Origin of the sequence: Stenotrophomonas sp. (assembly GCF_032061965.1) — a bacterium.
Taxonomy (GTDB): domain Bacteria; phylum Pseudomonadota; class Gammaproteobacteria; order Xanthomonadales; family Xanthomonadaceae; genus Stenotrophomonas.
Genome location: NZ_DAMBEF010000069.1, coordinates 1 through 13,124 on the forward strand (window position 1 = coordinate 1; position 13,124 = coordinate 13,124).

The 13,124-nt window shown below is 63.0% G+C and carries 14 protein-coding genes; 13 read left to right on the top strand and 1 reads right to left on the bottom strand.

Annotation, left to right across the window (positions count from 1 at the left end):
- The 4 genes from RT460_RS18760 to RT460_RS18775 form a co-directional block, all read left to right on the top strand.
- On the top strand, positions 1 to 476 hold a 476-nt coding region (locus RT460_RS18760; protein ID WP_313321238.1), incomplete at its 5' end, for a 2-oxo acid dehydrogenase subunit E2.
- Positions 476 to 1,129, top strand: a complete 654-nt coding sequence (locus RT460_RS18765) for a hypothetical protein (protein ID WP_313321240.1) — start codon at positions 476 to 478, stop codon at positions 1,127 to 1,129. The genes RT460_RS18760 and RT460_RS18765, both read left to right, overlap by 1 nt.
- 17 nt (positions 1,130 to 1,146) lie before the next feature.
- Positions 1,147 to 3,294: a dihydrolipoyl dehydrogenase gene (lpdA, locus tag RT460_RS18770; RefSeq protein WP_313321242.1), complete on the top strand. Its 2,148-nt coding sequence runs from the start codon at positions 1,147 to 1,149 to the stop codon at positions 3,292 to 3,294.
- Positions 3,295 to 3,354: 60 nt separating this feature from the next.
- Entirely contained in the window at positions 3,355 to 4,053 is a 699-nt protein-coding gene (locus RT460_RS18775; RefSeq protein ID WP_313321244.1) for a DUF6624 domain-containing protein, read from the top strand.
- A 350-nt stretch (positions 4,054 to 4,403) separates the two neighbouring features.
- On the opposite strand, the gene RT460_RS18780 is transcribed toward RT460_RS18775, so the two are convergent.
- Entirely contained in the window at positions 4,404 to 5,228 is an 825-nt protein-coding gene (locus RT460_RS18780) for a hypothetical protein (protein ID WP_313321246.1), read from the bottom strand.
- 466 nt (positions 5,229 to 5,694) lie between these two features.
- Here RT460_RS18780 and RT460_RS18785 point away from each other — a divergent pair, with 466 nt between their 5' ends.
- The 9 genes from RT460_RS18785 to RT460_RS18825 all read left to right on the top strand — a co-directional run bounded on the left by RT460_RS18785 (position 5,695) and on the right by RT460_RS18825 (position 12,921).
- Positions 5,695 to 6,060, top strand: a complete 366-nt coding sequence (locus tag RT460_RS18785) for a hypothetical protein (protein WP_313321248.1) — start codon at positions 5,695 to 5,697, stop codon at positions 6,058 to 6,060.
- A 24-nt stretch (positions 6,061 to 6,084) separates the two neighbouring features.
- On the top strand, positions 6,085 to 6,885 hold the full coding sequence (atpB, locus tag RT460_RS18790) for a F0F1 ATP synthase subunit A (RefSeq protein ID WP_057626862.1): 801 nt from the start codon (positions 6,085 to 6,087) through the stop codon (positions 6,883 to 6,885).
- A gap of 74 nt (positions 6,886 to 6,959) precedes the next feature.
- Positions 6,960 to 7,262, top strand: a complete 303-nt coding sequence (atpE, locus tag RT460_RS18795; protein WP_054661978.1) for a F0F1 ATP synthase subunit C — start codon at positions 6,960 to 6,962, stop codon at positions 7,260 to 7,262.
- Positions 7,263 to 7,374: 112 nt separating this feature from the next.
- Complete coding sequence (locus tag RT460_RS18800; protein ID WP_132865773.1) at positions 7,375 to 7,845, top strand: F0F1 ATP synthase subunit B; 471 nt, start codon at positions 7,375 to 7,377, stop codon at positions 7,843 to 7,845.
- Between the two features lie 3 nt (positions 7,846 to 7,848).
- Positions 7,849 to 8,376 carry a F0F1 ATP synthase subunit delta gene (locus tag RT460_RS18805; protein ID WP_313321251.1) on the top strand — a complete coding sequence of 176 codons (528 nt, stop codon included), beginning with the start codon at positions 7,849 to 7,851 and terminating at the stop codon, positions 8,374 to 8,376.
- A gap of 44 nt (positions 8,377 to 8,420) precedes the next feature.
- Positions 8,421 to 9,968, top strand: coding sequence for a F0F1 ATP synthase subunit alpha (gene atpA, locus RT460_RS18810; RefSeq protein ID WP_313321253.1), 1,548 nt, complete (start codon positions 8,421 to 8,423; stop codon positions 9,966 to 9,968).
- 77 nt (positions 9,969 to 10,045) lie between these two features.
- Entirely contained in the window at positions 10,046 to 10,909 is an 864-nt protein-coding gene (atpG, locus tag RT460_RS18815) for a F0F1 ATP synthase subunit gamma (protein ID WP_313321255.1), read from the top strand.
- A 38-nt stretch (positions 10,910 to 10,947) separates the two neighbouring features.
- Positions 10,948 to 12,354 (top strand): F0F1 ATP synthase subunit beta, encoded by a 1,407-nt coding sequence (gene atpD / locus RT460_RS18820; protein WP_313321257.1) that lies wholly within the window; start codon positions 10,948 to 10,950, stop codon positions 12,352 to 12,354.
- Between the two features lie 144 nt (positions 12,355 to 12,498).
- Positions 12,499 to 12,921 (top strand): F0F1 ATP synthase subunit epsilon, encoded by a 423-nt coding sequence (locus RT460_RS18825; protein ID WP_057626868.1) that lies wholly within the window; start codon positions 12,499 to 12,501, stop codon positions 12,919 to 12,921.
- The last annotated feature ends 203 nt before the right edge of the window (positions 12,922 to 13,124 follow it).

Below are 13,124 nucleotides of genomic sequence, written 5' to 3' on the forward strand. Positions count from 1 at the left end.
AGTTCCCCGAGTTCAACGCCTCGCTCGATGCCAGCGGCGAGAACCTCACCCTGAAGAAGTACTTCAACATCGGTTTCGCCGCCGATACGCCGAATGGCCTGGTCGTACCGGTGATCCGCGACGTCGACAAGAAGGGCGTGGTGCAGATTGCCCAGGAAACCGGCGAGCTGGCCAAGAAGGCGCGCGACGGCAAGCTGGGTCCGGCCGACATGAGCGGCGGTTGCTTCTCGATCAGCTCGCTGGGCGGCATTGGTGGCACCGCGTTCACCCCGATCGTCAATGCGCCGGAGGTCGCCATCCTCGGTGTGTCCAAGTCTTCGATCCAGCCGGTCTGGAATGGCAAGGAGTTCGCGCCGAAGCTGATGCTGCCGCTGTCGCTGAGCTACGACCACCGCGTCATCGACGGCGCGCTGGCAGCCCGTTTCACCACCTACCTGTCGCAGGTGCTGGCTGACATGCGGCGCGTGCTGCTGTGATGCCAGCGGCGCCACAACGCACGCTGTTGGCGGTGCTACTGGCCGCGTTGGCGGCCCCGTCGCTGGCCGCCAGCCAGTGCCTGCCGGTGGTTGGCCCAGGTTGGCCGCCGGCGGTGGGCAACTACGGCCAGGCGGCGACCAGCTTGCTCGGTGGCCAGGCTGAAGATGGTCTGTCGCTGCTGGTGCTGCCGGCACGTGGGGTGGAATCGCAGGTGTCGTTGCGCCGTGATGGCGGCAATGGTCAGTGGATGGTGTTGGCTGGTCTGGCTGACAAGCGCATCTACAACTGGAACAGCGGTGCTGGCCGTGGTGGTGTCAGCTTGGTGCTGGACCAGGAGCCGGAGTTCGCCCAGGCGCCATTACCCGATGCACTGGCACAACGACTGGTCGAGGTCTGGGGCAAGGCGCTGGCTTCGCCGGAAGTCGCGGAGCGTGCGCCGGTCACCGAGGGTGAAGTGCTGTCGTTCACCGTCAACGGCGAGCGTTACAGCGGCGTGCGTCCCGGTTGCGGGCAGCTTGAGGCCTTGTTGGAACAGGCGACGCTGTTGACCGAGCTGGCACACAGCAAAGACAAAAAATACGAGAAGCGCTACGCCGATATCGAACGCGCGCTCGACAAGATGCATGACCGGTTCGTCGGCGACGCCGGCTGAGCCCACAGGAGAAAACAATGGCGACGATTGAAATCAAGGTTCCGGACATTGGCGACTACAACGACGTGCCGGTGATCGAGATTCTGGTGGCCGTGGGCGACACGGTGAAGAAGGACCAGGGTCTGGTCACGCTGGAGTCGGACAAGGCCACGCTGGAAGTGCCGTCCTCGGCCGCGGGTGTGGTCAAGGAAATCAAGGTAAAGCTCGACGACAAGCTGTCCGAGGGCGACGTGGTGGTGATCCTGGAAGCCGAGGGCGAGGGCGCTGCCCCGGCTGCGGCGCCCGCACCGGCCGCCGCACCTGCGCCGGCTGCACAGCCTGCCGCTGCTGCAGCCCCGGCCGCGGTCGGCGCGCCGGTTGCCGCCGCACCGGCCGCCACGGGCCCGATCGAGGTCAAGGTGCCGGATATCGGCGACTACCAGAACGTGCCGGTGATCGAGATCCTGGTGGCCGTGGGCGACACGGTGAAGAAGGACCAGGGCCTGGTCACGCTGGAATCGGACAAGGCCACGCTGGAAGTGCCGTCTTCTGCCGATGGCGTGGTCAAGGAAATCAAGGTCAAGCTCGACGACAAGCTCTCGGTCGGTGACGTGGTGGTGGTGCTGGAAGGCGCTGCTGCTGCCGCGCCGGCAGCGGCCAAGGCCGCGCCGGGCAGCAAGCCGCCGGTGACCCCGTCGCACCGCGCGCCGGACCCGGCAGTTGCAGCCAAGGCACTGCCATCCAGCGGCCGTACCGCCGACATCGAATGCCGTATCGTGGTGCTGGGCGCAGGCCCGGGCGGCTATACCGCGGCCTTCCGTGCCGCCGACCTGGGCATGGATACGGTGCTGATCGAGCGTTATGCCAGCCTTGGCGGCGTCTGCCTCAACGTCGGCTGTATTCCGTCCAAGGCGCTGCTGCACGCGGCGGAAATCATCGATCATGCCGCGCATGCCAATGAACTGGGCATCGAGTACGGCGCGCCGAAGATCAGCCTGGACAAGCTGCGCGAGTACAAGGAAAAGGTCGTCGGCCAGCTGACCAAGGGCCTGGCCGGCATGGCCAAGCAGCGCAAGATCCGCACCGTGCACGGCCTGGCCAAGTTCATCTCGGCCAACGAACTGGAAATCGTTGGTGACGACGGCAAGACCCAGCTGCTGCGCTTCGAACAGTGCATCATCGCCGCCGGTTCGCAGGCAGTGAAGCTGCCCAACTTCCCGTGGGAAGACAAGCGCGTGATGGACTCGACCGATGCACTGGAACTGGCCGAAGTGCCTGCTTCGCTGCTGGTTGTTGGTGGCGGCATCATCGGCCTGGAAATGGCCACCGTGTACAGCGCCCTGGGTTCCAAGGTGACCGTGGTCGAGTTCATGGACCAGCTGATGCCGGGCGCCGACAAGGACCTGGTCAAGCCGCTGGCCGACCGTCTGAAGAAGCAGGGTATCGACGTCCATCTGAAGACCAAGGCGTCGGGCGTGTCCGCTGACAAGAAGGGCATCACCGTAACCTTCGAAGCAGCCACCGAAGGCGAGAAGCCGGCGATGGAAAGCGGCACGTTTGACCGCGTGCTGGTGGCTGTCGGCCGCTCGGCCAATGGCAAGAAGATCGATGCCGACAAGGCCGGCGTCGAAGTGACCGACCGCAGCTTCATTCCGGTGGATCGGCAGATGCGTACCAATGTGCCGCACATCTTCGCCATCGGCGACATCGTCGGTAACCCGATGCTGGCGCACAAGGCCACGCATGAGGGCAAGTTGGCGGCTGAAGTCGCTTTCGGCGAGAAGAAGGAGTGGGTGGCGCGGGTGATTCCGTCGGTGGCCTATACCAACCCGGAGATCGCCTGGGTTGGCGTCACCGAGACCGAGGCCAAGGCCAAGGGCTTGAAGGTGGGCGTGGCCAAGTTCCCGTGGGCGGCCAGTGGCCGTGCGATCGGTATTGGTCGTACCGAAGGCTTCACCAAGCTGATCTTCGACGAAGAGACCCACCGCGTGATCGGTGGCGCCATCGTCGGCGTGCATGCCGGTGAACTGCTGGCCGAGATTGGTCTTGCCATCGAGATGGGCGCGGAGGCCGAAGACATCGGCCACACCATCCACGCGCACCCGACCCTGAGTGAGTCGGTGGCGATGGCCTCGGAGATCTACGACGGCACCATCACCGATCTGTATATGCCGAAGAAGAAGTAATCGATACAACGCCCCTTGATCGGGGCGTTGTTGTTTGTGGCGCTTGCATGGAGTGCATGGATGTTGCGAACGATGCTTGTGATCGGGTTGATGGGATGGGTAGGCAGTGCCTGTGCCACGGAAGAGGATCCCGCGCTTGCAGCCGCGCTGTTGAAATGCCCGCGCGCGGCTGCATTCATCGATGCGGCCAAGCGGCACAAGGCGGATGAACTGGCCCCGGCGGAAGTGGTGCCCAGCGAGCCCGCGCTGCGCGAGCAACTGCTGGAGATGGCGCGCATTGACCAAGACGCGCGTAGTGGTGAGTGGTCGCCGCAAATGATCGAAAAGATGCTTGCTGTCGATGCGGCGAATCTGCCGCAGATCCGAAAGATCGCGGCCGAACATGATGGTCTCCCTGCTGTCAGCCAGGTAGGTGCGGATGGCTTGTCTGCGGCGTGGTTGTTGGTGCAGCACGCCGACCGTGACGTCGATTTCCAGCGTGGTGTGCTTGAGCGGATTATGCCGTTGGTTGGGCGGGGCGAGGTGTCATCGCGCGAGTACGCCCTGCTGACTGATCGGGTGCTGGTTAATTCGAATAGGCCGCAACGTTATGGCAGTCAATTGCTGGCCGTAGGGGGAGAGTGGCAACCCCGACCGATGGAGGCGCCGGATCAGGTCGATCAACGCCGCGCGGCTGTGGGGGAGATGCCATTGGCAGACTATATCTGCGTGGCAACGCAGCTGATGTCGCCGCCTTCGAGTGAGGGTGGTGAGCGGTAGGACTGCGGTTTGCAGTTTGCTTTGGAATGCGGCGATGCTGTGCTTGGGGCGTTACCGGGAAAGCTTCTGCCGAGCATGGCTCGGCACTACGCGCCCCTCTCCCGCTTGCGGGAGAGGGGTTGGGGTGAGGGGGGGCTTTTGGTGCGCAGCGATGTTGCGCTTCGGGCATTGCTGGGAAAGCATCTGCCGAGCATGGCTGGGCACTACACGCTCCTCTCCCGCTTGCGGGAGAGGAGTTGGCGTGAGGGGGGCACGCAGCGATGTTGCGCTTCGGGCATTGCCGGGAAAGCCCCTGCCGAGCATGGCTCGGCACTACAGGTGTGGTGAATCTGCCGAGCCGCAGGATCCGGTCAGAACGACAGGCTTACGCCTGCGAGCGGGCCCTTGAATTCCTGCTTCAGGCCAACCACGCCGTCGCTGCCCTTCTGGTCAACGTCCAGCTTGAACCAGTCGTAGCCGGCGAAGATGCCGAAGTTCTTGTTGAAGTTGTATTGGACGATGGCATTCGCACGCACAAGGTCGCCGTCGTAGTCGTCGAAGTTGCCCCAGCGCGTGTTGACGTACTGACCCTGCAGGTTGATCAGCCAGTTCTCGGATGGGGTGAAGCTCAGGCGCGCCCCCACCACCGGGGCGATGCCATCGGCCTTTTCGTTGATGAAACGGCCCTGGTAGAGATCGCCCAGATCGGCATAGGCATCGGCACTGACCTTGGCGTACTCGGCGCCCAACTGCAGGCCCAGGTCGAAGCGGTCACCATCAATGACGGAGTAGTCGTACACCAACGTCGCCACCTGGTACTTCAGTTCGCCCTTTACAAAGCTGCCGGCCGGCACGGTGGTGCCGTCATAGGTCACGTCCTGGCCCAGTGTTTCGCGGCGGTCCTTGTCGTACTTGAAGTAATCGAAGATCAGCCGCTGGCGATCGCTGATGCGGAACATGCCATCCACGCGCGGCTCCCATTCCTTGCCGCCGAGCTCGAAATCCTCCGATACATCCAGGTCCTGGCCAGCGATGGTGGTGCTGCCACGGATGGTGTTGTCGGTGTCGATGTTCATCGCGCCCAGACGCAGGGTGAAGCGCGGATCTTCTTCCGCAGCGCTGGCGGTTGCGGCGCTGATCAGTCCGATTGCGAGCAGGCAGGGCGTAAGGGCACGGCTGAAGTGGGGGCTTGGCATGATGATTGTTGCTCTCTTGTTGCAGGAGCAACCAACTATCGGTGATCGCGCGTGCGCTGATCGTGACCGTGACGTGCACATGATGTGCAGGTGCAGGTGCAGGTGCAGGTGCAGGTGCAGGTGAGAGCAGGTGGAAGTTGCGGTGAGGTGGTGCCGCAGGGGACGGACGGCACCACCTCACCCTGTCCGCTGCCGGCGTCGACGAGGTATCCGCGGCGGACGGGGTATAGGACCAGCCCCGGTTGCGGAAGTTCCCGGTGTTGCGGTGCAATATTCCGGCTGGCCGCAGAGGCCCGGAATGCCGGGCTGGTCACGAAAAAACGTGATTTTGCGGCCACTTGCATAGTCAAAAGGGGGACAACTGGCGGTTGTCTCGCAAAATGTCCCACTGCTATACTTTCGCGGCTCGACGAGACGCCTTTGCGCGGTTCGGCTCTTCCCTTTACCTAAGCAGGACACTTTTGACGTGCTGAACTCCGTTGACGCGGGTCGGCGACTGATGTTGCGCGCCGCGGTCTACCCGCTGGCCGCAGTGGTGGTCCTGGCTCTGGCCTTCCTGTTCATGGGGCCAAGGTACGCACTCGGCGCGCTGGTGTCGGGTGTGGCAGTGGTGGCAGGGTCGGCGCTGGCTGCATGGGTGGGTCTCGGTGGCGGCGTTCAGGCCGCTGGTTCAGCTATGACCCGTCTGTTCGTGGGGTTCGTGCTGAAGCTTGTATTGATTGTTGTCGTGCTGGGAATGGCTTTTTTCTGGTGGCGACTTCCTCCTCTGGCCCTGCTGGCAGCAATTCCAGTGGCGCTGATGTTCCAGGTTCTGGCTCTGGCCAGGCGTTGATTCACTCATAAAGGTTCCGGACACATGGCGGGCGAGGCTCTAACTCCTACCACGTACATCCAGCATCACCTGCAGAATCTGACCGCTCCGGTCGGTGACAGCGGTGGCAGCTTCTGGATGATCCACGTCGATACCATCGTCACCGCGGTCCTGATGGGCCTGCTGATGGTGTTCGCCTTCTGGATGGCAACCCGCAAGGCCACCGCCGGTGTGCCGGGCAAGTGGCAGGCGTTCGTTGAAATCTGCCTGGAGTTCGTTGACCGCCAGGCCAAGGACACCTACCACGGCAAGAGCAAGCTGATCACGCCCATCGCGATCACCATCTTCTTCTGGATCCTGTTGATGAACCTCATCAAGATGATCCCGGCCGATTTCATCGCCAAGCCGCTTGAGCTGGCGGGCATCCACTACTGGAAGCCGGTGCCGACCGCCGACGTCAATGCCACCCTGGGCATGTCGATCAGCGTGTTCATCCTGATGATCTTCTTCGCGCTGAAGTCCAAGGGCATCGGCGGCTTCATCAAGGAATTCCTGACGGCCCCGTTCGGCAAGTGGATGATGCCGTTCAACCTGATCCTCAACATCGTCGAATGGCTGAGCAAGCCGATCTCCCTGGCGATGCGACTGTTCGGCAACATGTTCGGCGGCGAAATCGTTTTCCTGCTGATCTGGGTGCTGGGCGGTGCCGGCGTATTCGGTGCCGTTGCCGGTGGCGTGTTCGGCTTTGGCTGGATGCTGTTCCACCTGCTGGTGATCCCGCTGCAGGCCTTCATCTTCATGATGTTGACCATCGTGTACTTGAGCCTGTCGGAAGACAGTCACTAAAGTTACAAGCTTCACCCAGTTTCAACCTTCATCCGTTTCATCACCCTTAGCTACTTAAGTTCCTGGAGATAACCATGTACTTCGCCGTCCTGACCAACCTCGCCCAAGTTCAGAGCTCCACCGCCCTTGCCGTCGGCATCATGATCGGCCTGGCCGCGCTGGGCGCCGGCCTCGGTCTGGCCATCATGGCTGGTAAGTTCCTGGAGTCGGCCGCTCGCCAGCCGGAACTGATCCCGGTCCTGCAGGTCCGCATGTTCATCACCGCCGGCCTGATCGACGCCGCGTTCATCATCTCGGTCGCCGTTGGCCTGCTGCTGGCCTTCGCAAACCCGCTGGCTGCTGCCCTGCTGGCCGAAGCCGCCAAGCTGGCAGGCTGATCCAGCTGCAGTGAGACGGTCGGGTGCCTGCTGGCACCCGACTTCGGATGAAGGTTCGGTTGCGCCGCCACGGCGGCGTAACCACCCCCGACACCAGCGATCGAGCTAATTCATGAATATCAATCTCACCCTCTTTGCACAGGCCCTGGCCTTTGCCGCGCTGATCTGGATCATCGCGACCAAGATCTGGCCGCCGCTGTTGAAGGCCATCGAAGAGCGCCAGCAGAAGATCGCTGAAGGCTTGGCCGCTGCCGACCGCAGCCAGAAAGATCTGGCCCAGGCGGAAGTAAAGGTCAACGAGGCGCTGAAGGAAGCTCGTGGCAAGGCCAACGAGATCATCGACCAGGCTCACGCCCGTGCGAACCAGATCGTTGAAGCTGCCAAGAACGAAGCCATCGCCGAAGCCAACCGCCAGAAAGAACTGGCCCAGGCTGAAATCGACGCTGCCGCCAACCGTGCCCGCGAAGATCTGCGCAAGCAGGTGTCCGCCCTGGCCGTGACCGGCGCAGAAAAGCTGCTCAAGCGCGAAATCGATGCCAACGCCCACAAGGCGCTGCTCGACGAGCTGGCTGCGGAGATCTGATCGATGAGCCAGGCCCTCACGCTTGCCCGCCCGTACGCCCGCGCCGCTTTTGCGATTGCGCGTGAGGAAGGCAAGTTCGCGCCGTGGTCGGACGCGCTTGCGTTCTCCGCCCGCGTTGCTGCCGATCCGCGCGTGTCGGCCTTGCTGTCGAATCCGGAGCTGAGCCGCGGCGACGCCGTTGCCCTGCTGACCCCGGAAGCGACCAGCGAGACCTACGGTCGCTTCCTGGCCCTGTTGGCTGAAGGCCGCCGCCTGCAGCAGTTGCCGGAAATCTCCGGCCTGTACGAGCAGCTGCGCGCCGAAGCCGAACACGTGGTCAAGGCCACGGTGACCTCGGCCGCCGAACTGTCGGGCGAGGAACTGGAAAAGATCAAGGCTGCGCTGCGCAAGCGTTTCGGCCGCGACGTCGAGGTATCGACCGCGGTGGACGCTTCGCTGATCGGCGGCGCCGTGATCGATGCCGGCGACGTGGTTATCGATGGCTCGCTCAAGGGCAAGCTGTCGCGCCTGCAGACCGCGCTCGCACACTGAATTCACATTACCGTCCGGCCACAAGCCGGCACTAGGACTTGACGATGGCTACCACGCTCAACCCCTCTGAAATCAGCGAACTGATCAAGACCCGCATCGAGAAGGTCGCCCTGTCCGCGGAATCGCGCAACGAAGGCACCGTGACTGGCGTGTCCGACGGTATCGTGCGCATCTTCGGTCTGGCCGACGTGATGCAGGGCGAAATGATCGAACTGCCGAACAACACCTACGCCCTGGCACTGAACCTGGAGCGCGACTCGGTCGGCGCCGTGGTCCTGGGCGACTACCAGAACCTGCGCGAAGGCGACGTGGCCAAGACCACCGGCCGCATCCTGGAAGTGCCGGTGGGTCCGGAAATGCTCGGCCGCGTTGTCAACGCGCTGGGTGAGCCGATCGACGGCAAGGGCCCGCTGGGCACCTCGCTGACCGCGCCGGTCGAGCGCGTTGCACCGGGCGTGATCTGGCGTAAGTCGGTCGACCAGCCGGTGCAGACCGGTTACAAGTCGGTTGACTCGATGATCCCGATCGGCCGTGGCCAGCGCGAGCTGATCATCGGTGACCGCCAGACCGGTAAGACGGCAATGGCGATCGATGCGGTGATCAACCAGAAGGGCACCGGCATCAAGTGCGTGTACGTCGCGATCGGCCAGAAGGCTTCGACCGTTGCCAACATCGTGCGCAAGCTGGAAGAGAACGGCGCCCTGGCCCACACCGTGGTCGTGGCTGCTACCGCTTCCGAATCGGCTGCGATGCAGTACATCAGCGCCTACGCCGGCTGCACCATGGGTGAGTACTTCATGGACCGCGGCCAGGACGCCCTGATCGTGTACGACGATCTGTCCAAGCAGGCTGTTGCCTACCGCCAGATCTCGCTGCTGCTGAAGCGCCCGCCGGGCCGTGAAGCCTACCCGGGTGACGTGTTCTACCTGCACTCCCGCCTGCTCGAGCGCGCAGCTCGCGTGTCGGAAGAGTACGTTGAGAAGTTCACCAACGGCGAAGTGACCGGCAAGACCGGCTCGCTGACCGCACTGCCGATCATCGAAACCCAGGCCGGCGACGTGTCCGCGTTCGTTCCGACCAACGTGATCTCGATCACCGACGGCCAGATCTTCCTGGAAACCGACCTGTTCAACGCCGGTATCCGTCCGGCCGTCAACGCCGGTATCTCGGTGTCGCGCGTCGGTGGTTCGGCCCAGACCAAGATCATCAAGAAGCTGTCCGGCGGTATTCGTATCTCGCTGGCCCAGTACCGTGAGCTGGCTGCGTTCGCGCAGTTCGCCTCGGACCTGGACGAAGCGACCCGCAAGCAGCTGGAGCGCGGTCAGCGCGTCACCGAGCTGATGAAGCAGAAGCAGTACGCACCGATGTCGATCGCCGACCAGGCGCTGTCGATCTACGCCGTCAACGAGGGCTTCCTCGACGACGTGCCGGTCAACAAGCTGCTGGCCTTCGAAGCCGGCCTGCACGCGCACTTCGCCAATACCGCAGGTGAGTTGACCTCCAAGATCAACAGCACCGGCGCCTGGAACGACGAGATCGAAGCTGCCTTCAAGAAGGGCATCGCCGATTTCAAGAGCACCGGCACCTGGTAAGAGCGTATGTAGAGCGGAGCCTTGCTCCGCTTCACACTGATAAAGCGGGGCTCAGCCCCGCTCTACGGGAATAAGAGATGGCAAGCGGACGCGAAATCAAAACCAAGATCAAGAGCGTGCAGAACACCCGCAAGGTGACGCGCGCGCTCGAAATGGTCTCGGCCTCCAAGATCCGCAAGGCGCAGGATCGGATGAAGACCTCGCGTCCGTACGCGCAGGCGATGAAGCAGGTGATCGGTCACCTGGCCCAGGCCAGCACCGACTACCAGCACCCGTTCCTGGTTGAGCGCGAGCAGGTCAAGCGCGTGGGCTACATCGTGATCTCTTCCGATCGCGGTCTGGCCGGCGGCCTGAACAACAACCTGTTCCGCAAGGCTGTCGCGGAAATGCGCGAGTGGCAGGACAAGGGCGCCGAGATCGACGTGGTGACCATTGGCCAGAAGGCCGGTGCGTTCTTCCGTCGCGTCAACGTCAACATGGCCGCCTCGGTGGCCAACATCGGCGACCAGCCCAAGCTGGAAACGCTGATCGGCGTGATCAAGGTCATGCTCGATGCCTTCACCGAAGGCAAGGTTGACCGCGTGTACCTGGTCTACAACCGCTTCATCAACACGATGACGCAGAAGGCCAGCTTCGATCAGCTGCTGCCGTTGCCGGCTGCTGAAAAGCAGGTGGCCTCGCACGACTGGGATTACCTGTACGAGCCCGACGCAGCAACCGTGCTTGAGCACGTGATCACCCGCTACATCGAATCGTTGGTGTATCAGGCGGTGCTGGAGAATGTTGCCTCCGAGCACGCAGCTCGCATGGTGGCGATGAAGGCGGCAAGCGACAACGCGAACAAGATGATCGGAACCCTGCAGCTGGTCTACAACAAGGCCCGCCAGGCAGCGATCACCCAGGAAATCTCCGAAATCGTCAGCGGCGCGGCAGCGGTCTAACGCGCGCAGTCAACAGCACACATTTAGAGGATGCAGCAATGAGTCAGGGCAAGATCGTTCAGATCATCGGCGCGGTCGTCGACGTCGAATTCCCGCGCAGCGACGTGCCGAAGGTGTACGACGCGCTGAAGGTCGACAACACCGAAATCACGCTGGAAGTCCAGCAGCAGCTGGGTGACGGTATCGTCCGCGCGATTGCGCTGGGCTCGACCGACGGCCTGAAGCGTGGCCTGGTTGCCACCAACACCAACCGCGCCATCTCGGTGCCGGTCGGCGCTGGCACCCTGGGCCGCATCATGGACGTGCTGGGTCGCCCGATCGACGAAGCCGGCCCGGTGCAGGCTTCGGACAGCTGGGAAATCCACCGTTCGGCCCCGTCGTACGAAGACCAGTCTTCCTCGACCGAACTGCTGGAAACCGGCATCAAGGTGATCGACCTGATGTGCCCGTTCGCCAAGGGCGGCAAGGTCGGCCTGTTCGGCGGCGCCGGCGTCGGCAAGACCGTCAACATGATGGAACTGATCAACAACATCGCCAAGGCGCACAGCGGTCTGTCCGTGTTCGCCGGCGTGGGTGAGCGTACCCGTGAGGGCAACGACTTCTACCACGAGATGAAGGACTCCAACGTCCTGGACAAGGTGGCGATGGTGTACGGCCAGATGAACGAGCCGCCGGGCAACCGTCTGCGCGTTGCACTGACCGGCCTGACCATGGCGGAGTACTTCCGTGATGAGAAGGACGCCAGCGGCAAGGGCAAGGACGTGCTGCTGTTCGTCGACAACATCTACCGCTACACCCTGGCCGGTACCGAAGTGTCGGCACTGCTGGGCCGTATGCCGTCGGCCGTGGGTTACCAGCCGACCCTGGCTGAGGAAATGGGCGTCCTGCAGGAGCGCATCACCTCGACCAAGTCCGGCTCGATCACCTCGATCCAGGCCGTCTACGTGCCCGCCGATGACTTGACCGATCCGTCGCCGGCCACCACGTTCGCTCACTTGGATTCGACCGTGACCCTGTCGCGTTCGATCGCCTCGCTGGGTATCTACCCGGCCGTGGATCCGCTGGATTCGACCTCGCGCCAGATGGACCCGCAGGTCATCGGCACCGAGCATTACGACACCGCACAGCGCGTCCAGCAGACCTTGCAGAAGTACAAGGAACTGAAGGACATCATTGCCATCCTGGGTATGGACGAACTGTCCCAGGAAGACAAGGAAGCCGTGTCGCGCGCCCGTAAGATCGAGCGCTTCTTCAGCCAGCCGTTCCACGTGGCCGAAGTGTTCACCGGTTCGCCGGGCAAGTACGTGCCGCTGAAGGACACCATCCGTGGCTTCAAGGCCATCGTCGATGGCGAGTACGACCACCTGCCGGAGCAGGCGTTCTACATGGTCGGCGGCATCGAAGAAGCGGTCGAAAAGGCCAAGAAGATGGCCGAGAAGGCTTAAGCCTTCTCGCGGGATTCGGGAGAAGGGATTCGGGATTTGTTGGAGCGTCGGCCTCGTCTGGCAGTACTGCATGGCGAAAGAAGTGCCGGTTCTCCAACCCCCAATCCTGCATCTCCAATCCCGACTACTAATTAGCGAGGTTCCATGAGCACCATCCGTTGCGACATCGTCAGTGCCGAGCAGCAGATCTTCAGCGGCGAAGCGACCCTGGTCGTGGCCACCGGTGAGCTGGGCGAGCTGGGCATCGCGCCCAAGCACGCACCGCTGATCACCCGTCTGAAGCCGGGTAAGGTCGTGGTCACCACCGCTGCAGGGGAACACCTGGATTTCGCCATCTCCGGCGGCATCCTGGAAGTACAGCCGCAGGTCGTGACCGTGCTGGCAGACACCGCCATCCGCGCCAGCGACATCGATGAAGCATCGGTGCGCAAGGCCAAGGAAGAAGCAGAGCGCGTGTTGGCCCACCGTGGCGAAGCCATGGAGCTGGCCGAGGCACAGCAGAAGCTGGCCGAAGTCACTGCCCAGCTGCAAGCCCTGGAGCGCCTGCGCCGCAACCTCAAGCACTGAGGCCTGCAGCACCGCGCACGAAAAACGCCGGCCAACAGCCGGCGTTTTTTTTTGTTTTTTTGTAGTGCCGAGCCATGCTCGGCAGGGGCTTCACCGGGCAAGCATCTGCCGAGCATGGCTCGGCACGACGCGAAGCGACAGCTTTACTAGCCCCTCTCCCGTTCACGGGAGAGGGGTTGGGGTGAGGGCGCTGTTCGCAGGGA

Excerpts from the sequence above, each read along its gene's own strand:
- RT460_RS18765 (WP_313321240.1), top strand. The coding sequence starts at position 476 with ATGCCAGCGGCGCCACAACGCACGCTGTTGGCGGTGCTACTGGCCGCG.
- lpdA (WP_313321242.1), top strand. The coding sequence starts at position 1,147 with ATGGCGACGATTGAAATCAAGGTTCCGGACATTGGCGACTACAACGAC.
- RT460_RS18775 (WP_313321244.1), top strand. The coding sequence starts at position 3,355 with ATGTTGCGAACGATGCTTGTGATCGGGTTGATGGGATGGGTAGGCAGT.
- RT460_RS18780 (WP_313321246.1), bottom strand. The coding sequence starts at position 5,228 with ATGCCAAGCCCCCACTTCAGCCGTGCCCTTACGCCCTGCCTGCTCGCA.
- atpB (WP_057626862.1), top strand. The coding sequence starts at position 6,085 with ATGGCGGGCGAGGCTCTAACTCCTACCACGTACATCCAGCATCACCTG.
- atpE (WP_054661978.1), top strand. The coding sequence starts at position 6,960 with ATGTACTTCGCCGTCCTGACCAACCTCGCCCAAGTTCAGAGCTCCACC.
- RT460_RS18800 (WP_132865773.1), top strand. The coding sequence starts at position 7,375 with ATGAATATCAATCTCACCCTCTTTGCACAGGCCCTGGCCTTTGCCGCG.
- RT460_RS18805 (WP_313321251.1), top strand. The coding sequence starts at position 7,849 with ATGAGCCAGGCCCTCACGCTTGCCCGCCCGTACGCCCGCGCCGCTTTT.
- atpA (WP_313321253.1), top strand. The coding sequence starts at position 8,421 with ATGGCTACCACGCTCAACCCCTCTGAAATCAGCGAACTGATCAAGACC.
- atpG (WP_313321255.1), top strand. The coding sequence starts at position 10,046 with ATGGCAAGCGGACGCGAAATCAAAACCAAGATCAAGAGCGTGCAGAAC.
- atpD (WP_313321257.1), top strand. The coding sequence starts at position 10,948 with ATGAGTCAGGGCAAGATCGTTCAGATCATCGGCGCGGTCGTCGACGTC.
- RT460_RS18825 (WP_057626868.1), top strand. The coding sequence starts at position 12,499 with ATGAGCACCATCCGTTGCGACATCGTCAGTGCCGAGCAGCAGATCTTC.